15 protein-coding genes are annotated in these 12,245 nt (G+C 39.6%); 12 read left to right on the forward strand and 3 right to left on the reverse strand.

The window, feature by feature from the left end:
* The first annotated feature begins 117 nt into the window (after window positions 1–117).
* The 3 genes from pstB (Q7A53_RS01675) (at window position 118) to phoU (ending at window position 2,377) form a co-directional block, all read left to right on the forward strand.
* Window positions 118–858 carry a phosphate ABC transporter ATP-binding protein PstB gene (gene pstB / locus Q7A53_RS01675; protein WP_411787846.1) on the forward strand — a complete coding sequence of 247 codons (741 nt, stop codon included), beginning with the start codon at window positions 118–120 and terminating at the stop codon, window positions 856–858.
* Window positions 859–943: 85 nt separating this feature from the next.
* Window positions 944–1,699 carry a phosphate ABC transporter ATP-binding protein PstB gene (gene pstB, locus Q7A53_RS01680; RefSeq protein WP_411787370.1) on the forward strand — a complete coding sequence of 252 codons (756 nt, stop codon included), beginning with the start codon at window positions 944–946 and terminating at the stop codon, window positions 1,697–1,699.
* An 18-nt stretch (window positions 1,700–1,717) separates the two neighbouring features.
* On the forward strand, window positions 1,718–2,377 hold the full coding sequence (phoU, locus tag Q7A53_RS01685; protein WP_411787371.1) for a phosphate signaling complex protein PhoU: 660 nt from the start codon (window positions 1,718–1,720) through the stop codon (window positions 2,375–2,377).
* Between the two features lie 179 nt (window positions 2,378–2,556).
* Here phoU and Q7A53_RS01690 read toward each other — a convergent pair whose 3' ends face one another.
* Together Q7A53_RS01690 and Q7A53_RS01695 are read right to left on the reverse strand one after the other, a co-directional pair.
* Window positions 2,557–3,006 (reverse strand): hypothetical protein, encoded by a 450-nt coding sequence (locus Q7A53_RS01690; RefSeq protein ID WP_411787372.1) that lies wholly within the window; start codon window positions 3,004–3,006, stop codon window positions 2,557–2,559.
* A complete protein-coding gene (locus Q7A53_RS01695) occupies window positions 3,006–3,377 on the reverse strand; it encodes a hypothetical protein (RefSeq protein WP_411787373.1) in 372 nt (123 codons plus the stop codon). The genes Q7A53_RS01690 and Q7A53_RS01695 overlap by 1 nt, the downstream gene beginning before the upstream one ends.
* 179 nt (window positions 3,378–3,556) lie before the next feature.
* On the opposite strand from Q7A53_RS01695, the gene rpmG reads away from it, so the two are divergent.
* The 5 genes from rpmG to Q7A53_RS01720 all read left to right on the forward strand — a co-directional run bounded on the left by rpmG (window position 3,557) and on the right by Q7A53_RS01720 (window position 7,402).
* Window positions 3,557–3,706 carry a 50S ribosomal protein L33 gene (gene rpmG, locus Q7A53_RS01700; protein ID WP_411787374.1) on the forward strand — a complete coding sequence of 50 codons (150 nt, stop codon included), beginning with the start codon at window positions 3,557–3,559 and terminating at the stop codon, window positions 3,704–3,706.
* A 152-nt stretch (window positions 3,707–3,858) separates the two neighbouring features.
* The gene (locus Q7A53_RS01705; RefSeq protein ID WP_411787375.1) at window positions 3,859–4,419 is read left to right on the forward strand and encodes a 5-formyltetrahydrofolate cyclo-ligase; all 561 of its coding nucleotides are present in this window, start codon (window positions 3,859–3,861) and stop codon (window positions 4,417–4,419) included.
* Window positions 4,420–4,493: 74 nt separating this feature from the next.
* Entirely contained in the window at window positions 4,494–5,459 is a 966-nt protein-coding gene (locus Q7A53_RS01710) for an L-lactate dehydrogenase (RefSeq protein ID WP_411787376.1), read from the forward strand.
* 54 nt (window positions 5,460–5,513) lie between these two features.
* A complete protein-coding gene (locus Q7A53_RS01715; protein WP_411787377.1) occupies window positions 5,514–5,696 on the forward strand; it encodes a hypothetical protein in 183 nt (60 codons plus the stop codon).
* A 170-nt stretch (window positions 5,697–5,866) separates the two neighbouring features.
* Window positions 5,867–7,402, forward strand: coding sequence for a rhomboid family intramembrane serine protease (locus tag Q7A53_RS01720; protein WP_411787378.1), 1,536 nt, complete (start codon window positions 5,867–5,869; stop codon window positions 7,400–7,402).
* Here Q7A53_RS01720 and Q7A53_RS01725 read toward each other — a convergent pair.
* Entirely contained in the window at window positions 7,399–8,259 is an 861-nt protein-coding gene (locus Q7A53_RS01725; RefSeq protein ID WP_411787379.1) for a hypothetical protein, read from the reverse strand. The genes Q7A53_RS01720 and Q7A53_RS01725 overlap by 4 nt on opposite strands.
* Window positions 8,260–8,333: 74 nt before the next feature.
* Between Q7A53_RS01725 and Q7A53_RS01730 the strand changes: the two genes are divergently transcribed.
* The 4 genes from Q7A53_RS01730 (at window position 8,334) to Q7A53_RS01745 (ending at window position 12,144) form a co-directional block, all read left to right on the forward strand.
* Complete coding sequence (locus Q7A53_RS01730) at window positions 8,334–9,380, forward strand: M42 family metallopeptidase (RefSeq protein WP_411787380.1); 1,047 nt, start codon at window positions 8,334–8,336, stop codon at window positions 9,378–9,380.
* A gap of 64 nt (window positions 9,381–9,444) precedes the next feature.
* The gene (locus Q7A53_RS01735; RefSeq protein WP_411787381.1) at window positions 9,445–10,899 is read left to right on the forward strand and encodes a spore germination protein; all 1,455 of its coding nucleotides are present in this window, start codon (window positions 9,445–9,447) and stop codon (window positions 10,897–10,899) included.
* A 64-nt stretch (window positions 10,900–10,963) separates the two neighbouring features.
* Window positions 10,964–11,185, forward strand: a complete 222-nt coding sequence (locus Q7A53_RS01740) for a YqgQ family protein (RefSeq protein WP_411787382.1) — start codon at window positions 10,964–10,966, stop codon at window positions 11,183–11,185.
* A complete protein-coding gene (locus Q7A53_RS01745) occupies window positions 11,182–12,144 on the forward strand; it encodes an ROK family glucokinase (RefSeq protein WP_411787383.1) in 963 nt (320 codons plus the stop codon). The genes Q7A53_RS01740 and Q7A53_RS01745 overlap by 4 nt, the downstream gene beginning before the upstream one ends.
* Window positions 12,145–12,245 lie beyond the last annotated feature (101 nt).

A 12,245-nucleotide genomic window follows, 5' to 3' on the forward strand; every position in this document is an offset into this window, starting at 1 on the left:
GAGTTGAAGGAATTGCAAAAAGCCTATACAGATAAAGAAACAAAAGTAAAAAATGAAAACTCTTTTAAAAAAGAGAATTATGAAGTGAAAAATCAAGAAGAGAATATACCTTCCTTAATGGAAATAAATAATTTAAGTGTTTATTACGGAGATAATGAGGCAGTTAAACAGGTTTCAATGCCAATTAAAGAGAATAAGGTTACCGCGTTTATCGGTCCATCCGGCTGTGGGAAATCTACGCTGCTTAGAACGATCAACCGTATGAATGATCAAATAGATATTGCCCGTTATAAAGGCGAGATTATGTATGATGGTGTTAATTTGTTAGATAAGAAAATTGATGTGGTTTCTTTGAGAAAGGAAATCGGGATGGTTTTTCAAGAACCCAATCCATTTCCGAAACCAATCAAGACGAATATCACTCACGCGTTGAAGTTTTATAGAACGAATAAAAAAGACATGAATGAAATGGTTGAAACTTCGCTGAAACAAGCTGCTTTATGGGAAGAAGTGAAGGACCGCTTAGATAGTTCTGCCCATTCTCTTTCCGGCGGTCAGCAGCAGAGGCTTTGTATTGCCAGAGCATTAGCATTAAAACCACAAGTACTGTTATTAGATGAGCCCACTTCTGCATTAGATCCAATATCAAGTGCAAAAGTAGAAGATTTAATTATAGAGCTGAAAAAATATTATACGATTGTTATTGTTACTCATAATATGGAACAGGCTGCTCGTATCTCTGACTATACTTCCTTTATGTACAATGGGGATTTAATTGAATACGGAGATACTTCCAAAATATTTACCAATCCAAATGAACAGCGGACAGAAGATTATTTAAGAGGGAAATTCAGTTAATTTCTTCCGAGTAATTCAACTTTTTATTTATGATAATGAACACCTGCAAAAATCTTACTGGATGAAAGTAGAGGAATGAGGTTCTATGGGAAATTATTCTTATGAAGTAGAGAATTTAAACCTGTGGTATGGGGAAAATCAAGCATTATATGAAGTAAACATGAAAATACCTCAGCGCGAAGTTACGGCCATTATCGGCCCTTCCGGCTGCGGGAAATCAACATTTCTAAAGATGCTGAATCGTATGGTAGAAATGATTCCAACCGTTCGGGTTTCAGGAAACATTAAATATAATGGGGACAGTATTTTAGATAAATACCGCCCTGAAGAGTTAAGATCGAATGTTGGGATGGTTTTTCAGCATCCGAATCCATTTCCTAAGTCCATTTATGAGAATGTAATTTATGGAGTAAGGATTCAAGGCAGAAAAAGTAAAAAAGAGCTTGATCAAATCGTTGAAAAAAGCTTAAAGCAGGCAGCAATATGGGATGAAGTTAAAGACAGACTTCATACAAGTGCTAAAGGTCTATCGGGCGGACAGCAACAGCGGATTTGTATTGCACGGGCACTTGCAGTCGAACCAGATGTAATATTAATGGACGAGCCTACTTCAGCACTAGATCCCATTTCTACTTTGCGAGTAGAAGAATTAATTCAGGATCTAAAAGAGCACTATACTATTGTAGTAGTGACACACAATATGCAGCAGGCATCTCGTGTGTCTGATCAGACAGCTTTCTTTTTAAATGGAGACCTTGTGGAATTTGATAAAACAGATCTTATTTTTTCCAATCCAAAAGATAAGCGGACAGAAGATTATATTAGCGGTAAATTTGGATAATTAACAGGGGGCTATAACATGACTACACGTCGTTTTTTTACTGAAGAGCTAAATGAATTACAAGTGAAGATAGATGAACTTGCTGATGATACGAAAGAAGTACTGGAAAAAGCGGTGGACGCACTTTATAACAAAGATATAGAAGCAGCACAAGAAATTATTGATAAAGATCATATCTTTAATCAGAAGGAACAAGCTATTAATGAAACGGTCATTATTCTTATTGCTAAACAACAGCCCGTTGCTTCTGATTTACGCCGCTTAATTATTGCGATAAAGATTTCTGCAGATTTGGAAAGAATGGCCGATCACGCAAAAAATATTGCGAAGTCTACTCGTCATTTAGGTCCGGATCATACCCTTTCTGTTCATCCAGCCATACGTGAAATGGCAAAGATAGCAACAGAGATGGTGGATATTGCTCGTAAGGCGTATGATAATGAAGATATTACTCTGGCGCGGGAACTTGCCGTGAAAGATGACTACATTGATAATAAATATGGAGAAGTGACCCGTGATTTACTGGAGCAGACAGCTAATAACCCTGAACAGATTCAGCATCTTATGCAGATGGCATTCACCTCCCGTTATATTGAGAGGTTTGCTGACCATATTACGAACATTGGGGAGAGTATCTTTTACTTAGTTAAAGGTGTCTCCTACGATTTAAACGAATAAACAAGCAGGGATAGAAGGATATGGCGAGAGAAGGGCAACGGGTCCGAAGAGAGTGTGTAAAGGAAACCTTAACTTATCCAGTACGGAAAAATCCGAATGATGATGGAAGATGCCAGTAACATTTCCTCATCATTCGGATTTGATTTTAGCTGAAAGACTCCAGTCCCAGCCTTAATTCTTTATTTTTTATGTATAAGGGTGTTGGCTATTTCCTTTGGACTCATGTCTGAATTTACTTGAATCCAGCCGACTTGAATAGACCGAGTGTAATCCTTGTCTTTCATAAAGGCTTCAAAACCCTTTGCATCTGAAATAATCTCCGCCTTTTCTAGCCTTTTGCTTATCTCAGGAGAAGAAGTACCTGAAGTGATATCCATCGATAAGTAATGAATGGGGTCTTCCTGTTGCTGCTGCTTCTTAGCAGAAGAGGCGTTCGCTGTTTTAGAAAATTCTTGTGAATTCAAAACATGATAGCCGCTATTTTCAAGTGAGTTAATCATTTGTGTACGTGTTAAATTATGAGTTGGTCCAGTTTCTTCTGAATCCTTGCTTTGGTCCCAATAAGTATATCCAATTATTACTGTAGCAGTGAGTAAACCGAGAGAAAAGGCGCGAATGGTATGTTTCATTATTTCCCTCCTTCTCGGCTGAACTGCTGAAGAATGGATCTTACATCATGCTCTTCTAAATTAGTTTCTTTAGCAATGTAATGGCTCTTGTATCCTTTATTGTGCATGGATTTTACTTTATCCATAAAAGGAAGTGTGGAAGAGGCCGTTTTCTTATAAGGATTTTTTAGAATCTCGCTGGTAAGGTCTTCGGCAAGCAGCTCTTCTTCAAGAATTTTCATTTTTTGTTTCATTTGATAATTATCCTGCATCATTTTCATAGATAGCTGTTCTACTTGGTTTTCAAGGTCTTTAAAACGGTCATTCATCCCGAAAGAAAATAGAAAGAGGACGACTGAGATGCTGGCTAGTGTAATTAGTAGAATTACCATTAATATTCACTCCTTATATATTTCAGCTTCAGTTATAACATAAGGAGAGTGAAATTTCTATCATATTTCGCTTGATATCAATAATCTTTACTTGTAATGAAGCTTAGGATTTGTTACTATAATAAAGTCTGATAAAGTGAATAAGACAGTGAAATGAATGATGATTTGGAGGGATAACCATGCGTGTAAACATTACACTTGCTTGCACCGAAACTGGTGATCGCAATTATATTTCAACAAAAAATAAGCGTACCAACCCTGAACGTATAGAGCTAATGAAATACAGCCCGCGTTTAGGCAAACATACGCTTCACCGTGAAACCAAGTAAGACAGTAGGATTAACTCCTACTGTTTTTTTTATCTTCAAGTTTCTATTTGAGACTAATCCTTATATATAGATGAAGCTCGATTTCAAGCAAAAGCAACATCAAAACTTTAAGTAGAATCAGTTACAGGAATAATCACAGAAGGGGCGATATAATGGAAAAAAAGGAGTGGCGTAAGAAAGCGAAAGACATCTTAACAAACTTAGGTGAAGAGAGGTTAGAAATTTCAAAGCTAATTCTTAACCGGTTATTTTCCTCGAAAATCTGGAAGGCTTCTTCCGTTATTGGTGTGACTATTTCCAAAGGGGATGAATGGCCGACTTTACCTATCATACAGAAGGCCTGGGACCAAGGAAAAACTGTGGTTGTACCCAAGTGTGTTCCGAATAAGAAAGAACTCATATTTTATAAGATTACTGACCTCAGCCAGTTAGAAGTTGTTTATTATGGATTAAAAGAGCCGGACCCGTCTAAAACAGTGCTTGTTCAAAAGCAGGCAATCGAACTTCTTCTCGTTCCGGGATTATTATTTAATGAGGATGGTTATCGAATTGGTTTTGGCGGTGGTTATTATGATCGGTATTTAGAGAAGTATGTAGGAGAGACAATTTCCTTAGCATCTGAGAAACAGCTGCAGGAACAAATACCTATAGAATCATTTGATATCCCGGTTCAATTTATCTGCACGGAAGAAAGAATGATTACCTGCAGATAATCTTAACAAAATATTCATCTTGCCTTTATATTTTAAGTTGCTATTCAGTTAAAATAGAGATAGAAGGGGGCAGGATGATGGAACATATAAACAGAGTTGTGGTGGTTGGAACCGGAGCGGTGGGGTCTAGCTATGCTTTTGCCTTATTAAATCAAGGAATTGCTGATGAACTAGTGCTTGTAGATCTTCATAAAGAGAAAGCGGAAGGGGATGCCATGGATTTGAACCATGGACTTGCCTTTGCTCCTTCTAGTACTAAAATCTGGAATGGGGAGTATGCCGATTGTAAAACGGCTGACATTGTGGTGATTACAGCCGGTGCGAATCAACAGCCTGGAGAAACCCGGTTAGACTTAGTGGTAAAAAACACTTCCATATTTAGAGATATTATTTATTCAGTGATGGAGAGTGGGTTTGATGGCATATTCATAGTGGCCACTAATCCTGTTGACATCCTTACTTATATGACATGGGAATTCTCTGGACTCCCCGTCCATCGGGTGATTGGTTCAGGTACTATTCTTGATACAGCCAGGCTTAGGTACCAACTTGGAGAATACTTTCAAATTGATTCAAGGAATATCCATGCATACATTATGGGGGAACACGGGGATTCTGAGGTTCCGATATGGAGTCAGGCACGTGTAGGCGGATGTTCTATCCTGGAACGAATTCAACGGTTTCCCAATCAATATCATACTGAAGAACTGGAAGACTTATTTATCCAGGTGCGGGATGCTGCTTATCATATCATTGATAGAAAAGGGGCCACGCATTATGGAATTGCAATGGGGCTCGTGAGATTAACGAAAGCCATCCTGCATAATGAGAATGCGGTTTTGACGATCTCCAGCTATCTAAGAAACCAGTACGGTCAGGATGACGTTTATGTTGGAGTCCCGGCGGTCGTGAATCGAAGTGGAGTGAGAGAAGTGATCGAATTAAATCTGAATGAAGAAGAAATGAAGAAATTTGAAGCTTCCACCCTTCTTTTGAAGGGTACCCTAGCTCCTGTCCTAAAGAAATATCGAAATGAATAATCGGCATTAAATTAGCAAACGCTAACTTTATCTTTCATAATGGAGGTGGAGCGTTTGCGTTCTTTCTTTCGCTGGCTGGTATTAGCTGTTTCTGTGATTATGACGATTTATAGGTTTAGATTTAAGCTGCTCAACATTATCACGACCCTGCCTTTACTTAGAAAATGGCTGGTAAGGAGTACAATGAATATCCCATGGGTAAGACAGAAAATGTTATCAAAAATGTTTCAAACATGATTGGAAGTTAGCTGCCCTTAACGGCAGTTTTTTTTTCGTACGGGTTATTCATATCTCTTGCCTAGTATAGGAGGCGTCCTGTCCTAACTAAAACTGTTAGAATGGAGTTACCAAGTAAGCAAACCTATGGATGATCATGCTATGATAACTTTAAAGGGGGAACAGAAGCATTGTTTATTAAACAGGAGTATACCTTTTGGAAAATAGCTCATGACCTGGTGGTCGTTCAAGGATTTGAGATTCTTCATCTGAATTCTCAAACTCATGATCTGTGGCTTGAAAAAGACTATAAATGGAAAACACATGTAGTCCGCCTTAAGGTGGCTCAATTCAATTGGGCAAGAGAATTAATGGATGACATCCTTCTTACATATCAGCGCGTAAAGCAGAATATAAGATTATTTACCGGGTCAAGACTAATGTTTCACAACCTTTATTTATCTGAGTATCCGCCTGTAGATGACTGGGAGAAAGCAGTTACGGATGTATTAAAGAGTGATTCCAAAGTCAATATGAAGCTGTATTATTTAGATGAAGAACATAAAAGTGAAGAGAGTTCTCGGTTTTATCACTCGATTAGTCTGAATTCACCTCAGCTGGGACAGAATCTTCAACCTGCAGAAATGGAATCGATTATCTCCTATCTAAGACAGCAAATTGTAAGTTCAGATCAGCAAAGAAAAAGAGCGGCCCTTGATTTATTTAAGTATGGAAAACCCATCATGACGTATGTATTGCTGATACTTAATATTTTGGTCTTTTTTTTCGTAGAGTGGAAAGGGAAAAGTACCTCTCTTATTTCACTAATCCAATATGGAGCTAAGTATAACCCTGCCTTAATGGACGGGGAATGGTGGAGAATTGTTACATCTATGTTTCTCCACATCGGTTTTCTCCATCTGTTTATGAACATGCTTGCCTTGTTTTATTTAGGGACTGCCGTTGAAAGAATTTATGGAAGCCTTCGTTTTACGGGTATCTATTTTCTTGCAGGAATATTTGGAGGTCTCTCGAGCTTTATGATGAACCCTCAAATTGCTGCCGGGGCATCGGGTGCTATCTTTGGTTTGTTTGGTGCCTTGCTTTTCTTTGGACTGCTGCACAAACGACTCTTCTTCAGAACAATGGGCACAAATGTTCTTTTCATTATTGGCTTAAATCTAGCCTTTGGTTTTATTGTCCCGCAAGTTGATAACAGCGCTCATTTAGGTGGTTTGACAGGCGGTTTTATTGCTTCCATGCTGATTCACCTGCCAAAGCAGAAGAATTTAAAAGTTCAGCTGCTTAGCTTAGCTATTTATATTCTAGCTGCCATTGGAATGGTATGGGGAGGAACCGCGCAATACTCTCAATCTGAGCAGGCAGGCGTACAAGTCCAATACACTCAGGAACTTATTAAAGATAAGCAGTACGATCAAGTTATTCAAACAGCTACACATGCACTGGAATTTCCAGGAATCTACAAGGCCGAACTATTATTTAATCGATCTTATGCCTATACACAGAAAGGGCAGCTGGATAAAGCTAAGCAAGACTTGGAGAAAGCAGTTCAAGTTAAACCAGATATGGCAGAAGCTCATTTTAACCTTGCTTTAATTTATCAAAAGAGGGGACGGCTGAATCAGGCTAAAGAAGAGGCAGAAAAAGCTGCATCTCTCAAGCCTGAGCAAGAAAATTTTCAAAAGCTGCTGCGTTCCTTAAATTAATAATATTGAATGAGTTGATGCTTCTTTCCAGTATCGTCCTCAAATAAAACCATTAAATGTTTTCCGTTTTTAGCAAATAAAATTAATGGAATGTAGCTTTGAATCGGGTGGGATGTCTTCTTATCTGAAATTCCTAATATATAATTTTTATATAAGCCTTCCCAAAGCTGTCCTTTAATTCTGTTATAGTTCTCCTTTGTGGTCCCGGGAAAAGGCTGGTCATTATATCGAGGCAAATCCGTTAAAGGAACTTTCACGTACTGGTCTAGTGGGATATGATAATAGTCAATTAAATCGTCCCATTGGGCATTTATTTGCTGATTGATGCTATGGTCCAGGCGCTGCTTCCATTCTTGTTCCTGTTGATTAGAAGGTTTATTGAAGGCGGTTCGTGTGGTATGAGGTGAATCTATGACATACAGGGTATCGCTAGAACTAGCTTGTACACTTGTGATGGGCTGTTCATCTCTGTGAACTTCACCTTGATGGAAAGAAATGGCCTGGTATTTCATACTATCCTCTCCATGCAGTTTCGTTTGTTTTTCAACAGAAGCCGTATTTTGAAGCCATTTATTCATAACTCCCTTAAGTCGTCCATTCACAAAGAGTAACGATACATCTTGTCTTAAATACATGGGTTCGTCACTAACTGAGGTCATGTCCCATGATACCTCATATTCGTTTTCATCCTCTTGTTCAGCAAATTTCAGATGAGTTTTATATGATGTAAACGAATGAGTCTTATCCAGAGGGAAGTACTGGATTACAGGTTGATCCTTTGATCTATTCGCGGCCATAGGCAGGATAAGCGCCAGCAGCAGTGCACCAATGCAAGCCGCCTTCCAAGATTTTTTCATACGTACACCCCTTAATAGGTTGTTACTAAGAAAGTAATGATGTATAGGAAAGATATGATAAAGGAGGAACGAACATGCAGAAAAATATAAACTATATGGCAGATCATTTGAAGCAGCTTACTTCTATAGCGAGCCCTACTGGCTATACAGAGGAAATTGTGAAATATTGTGAGAATGTTCTTCGAGTAAAAGGAATTTCCACAAAGGTGACGAACAAAGGGGCTCTGTTAGCCACCATCCCCGGAGAAAATAATGACAGACAGCGTCTATTAACGGCTCATTTAGATACATTAGGAGCCATGGTTAAAGAGATAAAAGCCGATGGGAAGCTACGTTTATCCTTGATCGGAGGATTTATCTTTAATAGCGTGGAGGGCGAATATTGTCAGGTTCACACGGTTGATAACGGGCCAGTAAGCGGTACTATTCTTATGCACCAAGCTTCGGTTCATGTTTACAAAGGGGCAGGAGAAAGTAAGAGAAATGAGGAAAATATAGTAGTAAGGCTGGATGAGGTTCTGAGTAATAAAGAGGATGTAATCAATTTGGGCATTCAAGTCGGTGATTTTGTATCTTTTGCCCCGCGTTATGAAGAAACAGAGAGCGGCTATATTAAATCCAGACATCTGGACGATAAAGCCAGTGCGGCTGTGCTCATGCATATGCTGGAGGTCATTCAAGAAGAACAGATTCGTCTTCCTTACACGACTCATTTCTATTTCTCTAATAATGAAGAAATTGGATATGGTGCAAATGCATCGATCCCAGCAAACACAGAAGAGTTTGTAGCGGTCGATATGGGAGCGATTGGGGATGGACAAACCTCCACCGAACATGATGTGTCCATTTGTGCTAAAGACTCCTCAGGACCCTATCATGCCGGCCTGAAAAATCACATGGTTTCCCTGGCGAAAGAGAATAAGATCAGTTACCAGGTTGATATCTATCCCTATTATGGATCGGATGCTTCGGCAGCTATAAAAGCGGGATTTGATATTAAGCATGCTCTTATCGGTCCTGGTATCGATGCATCCCATTCTTATGAAAGAACTCATACCGATTCGCTTTTACACACCTATCGATTATTAATGAGCTATATAAAGTCCGAAATGCTCAGCTGAATCATGTATGAATTGAAGACTGCGGCAGAAACTAATCCTTACTAGCCAATGTAGGAGGATTAGGATGGAAGACAAGCAATCTCTTTTTAAGGAATATGAAAAAAATGTTCAATATATGCGTAATCGGCTCGGGGTTGACGAGAGCTTTGATATCATCCACCTTGATCTTGTCTATGCAGGTCGCGGAATGTCCTTATTTATGGTCGATGGTTTTGTTAAAGACGACATTCTTCACTATTTGATGAAGCTGCTGTCTAAATTAGAGAAAAGTCAATTAGACCCGGATCCCTTAACTAAACTGCTGCAGACCCATTTGCCATATATAGAGTTAGGTAAACAAAAAGATTTAAATAAAGCAGCGGACCTGATTCTTGCCGGGCCAACCGCTCTTGTCGTTGAAGGTATGTCCGAAGTTATCATGATCGATGCCAGAACTTATCCGGTAAGAAGCCCTCATGAGCCGGATATTGAGAGGGTGGTAAGAGGAGCGAGGGATGGGTTTGTTGAAACCATTGTGTTTAACACAGCATTAACAAGAAGAAGGATTCGTGACCGGTCTTTGCGTATGGAGTATTCTCAGATTGGACGTCGTTCACAAACAGATGTCTGTTTGTGCTATTTGAAGGACATTGCTGACCAAGATCGTATTATTCATCTTAGACGTGTTTTAAAGGAAATTGATACGGATGCGCTTCCTATGGCTGAGAAAACGATCGAAGAGTATATAAGCGGACAGCATTGGAATCCTTACCCAGTTATCCGTTATACAGAGCGGCCGGATACTGCCGCCGCTCATTTATATGAGGGGCATATCTTAATCATTGTGGATGGCTCACCAAGTGTTATGATTACTCCTGCTACTTTCTGGCATCACCTTCAGCACGCGGAAGAATACCGGCAGAAACCGGTGGTAGGGGCATATTTGAGATTTGTAAGGTTTATTGGGTTTTTTGCATCCATTTTCTTGCTTCCGTTATATTTTCTGCTTTCATTACAGCCGGGTCTGCTCCCTGAGGCTATTTCATTTATCGGTCCTGAAGAAGCGGGTGTCCTGCCGCTTATTGTTCAGTTTCTAATTGCTGAAATAGGGATAGACATGTTAAGGATGGCGGCCATTCATACTCCTTCTTCTCTCGCAACCGCTCTCGGATTAGTAGCTGCGATCTTAATTGGTCAAGTAGCTGTTCAAGTCGGGTTGTTTTCTAGCGAAGTTGTGTTGTATTTATCAATGGCGGCGATTGGGACCTTCGCCACTCCTAGCTATGAAATGGGATTAGCTGATCGGCTATCCAGATTACTGCTGCTTATTGTTACGGGAATCTTTGGGGTGAAAGGTTATGTTATCGGAGTAACCTTCTGGTTAATGTATTTAGCCCATATGAAAACTTTCAAAATACCGTATCTTTGGCCATTCCTGCCTTTTTCTTGGCGTCCTCTGCGAGATGTATTAATTCGGTCGCCTATTCCTTTGAAAAATAGACGCCCAGCATTTTTAAACCCTAGAGACCCTGATCGGTAATCGGTCAGGGTTTTTTAGATTTTATTTCAGTGACTAGCTTGTTATAATAGAGATGGTGATAAAAATGAGAACTATATATGATATTCAGCAATTACTAAAAAAATTTGGCACTTTTATTTACGTTGGGGACCGGCTGGCGGAGCTTGAGATGATGGAGGATGAGATTCGTGAGCTTTATCAATCTCAGTGTATGGTCCAAGATGATTACCAAATGGCAATTCTCTTATTAAGAAATGAAATGGCAGTGGAAAGAGATCGATTGAAGGGGAGAGGATTAATACGATGAATCAATCTTATTGTTTAAGTGCAGATATAGGAGGGACTTCTATTAAGCTGGCGGTGATTTCACTAGATGGAATTATCGTAAAAAAATGGGAAATCCCTACAGATAAACAGGATCAAGGAATTAATATACCAAAAGATATTCATGAGGCCTTTGAGAATGAATTAACAAAAATGGATGTACATAACGACCAGATTCTTGGAATTGGCGCAGGAGCTCCTGGCTTTATTAATACAGAGACGGGTTTTATTTATGAAGCAGTAAACATAGGATGGAAGAACTTTAACTTAGGAGAACAGCTGCAGGAACTTAGCGGATTTCCTGTTTGGGTGGATAATGACGCTAACCTTGCAGCCTTGGGTGAAAATTGGCTCGGGGCGGGGGAAGGTTCAGACTACCTTATCGCCGTAACCTTAGGCACCGGCGTAGGTGGAGGTATCATAGTTAATGGACAAATTGACAGCGGAGCGAACGGTACAGCCGCAGAGATCGGACACATGACTGTAGTCCCGAACGGGGGAGCACCTTGTAATTGCGGAAAGACAGGTTGTTTAGAAACAGAAGCATCGGCTACAGGGATCGTAAGGAAAGTTAGAGAAGCTATTTCTGATTATCCTACCTCCAGTCTGAAGGATAAAATTCAAAATGAATCCATTACTTCAAAAGATGTATTTGATGCTGGAAAGCAAGGAGATCAGCTCGCTAAATCTGTTTTAAATGATGTGATTGACACGCTCGGGCTGGCAATTGCAAACTTGGCTATTGCTATAAATCCTGAAAAAATAGTCATTGGCGGTGGGGTATCTAATGCAGGGGACCAATTACTCCATCCATTAATGGAAACCTTTTATAAGTATGCGCTACCGAGGACTGCTGAGGCATGTAACTTTGGAATGGCGAAGCTGGGCAACGATGCTGGAGTCATCGGAGGCGCTTATCTAGTTAAACAAAATCAAAAGTAAGTAACTTAACGGATGAAAAACATTTGGAAGAAAGCATCACTTTCCAAATGTTTTTTTCTGGATTTTATAGAGAATAAACCTTACCCGTGGTGAAAAAACAG

Origin of the sequence: Halobacillus rhizosphaerae, from assembly GCF_046719735.1 — a bacterium.
Lineage (GTDB): Bacteria > Bacillota > Bacilli > Bacillales > Halobacillaceae > Halobacillus_B > Halobacillus_B rhizosphaerae.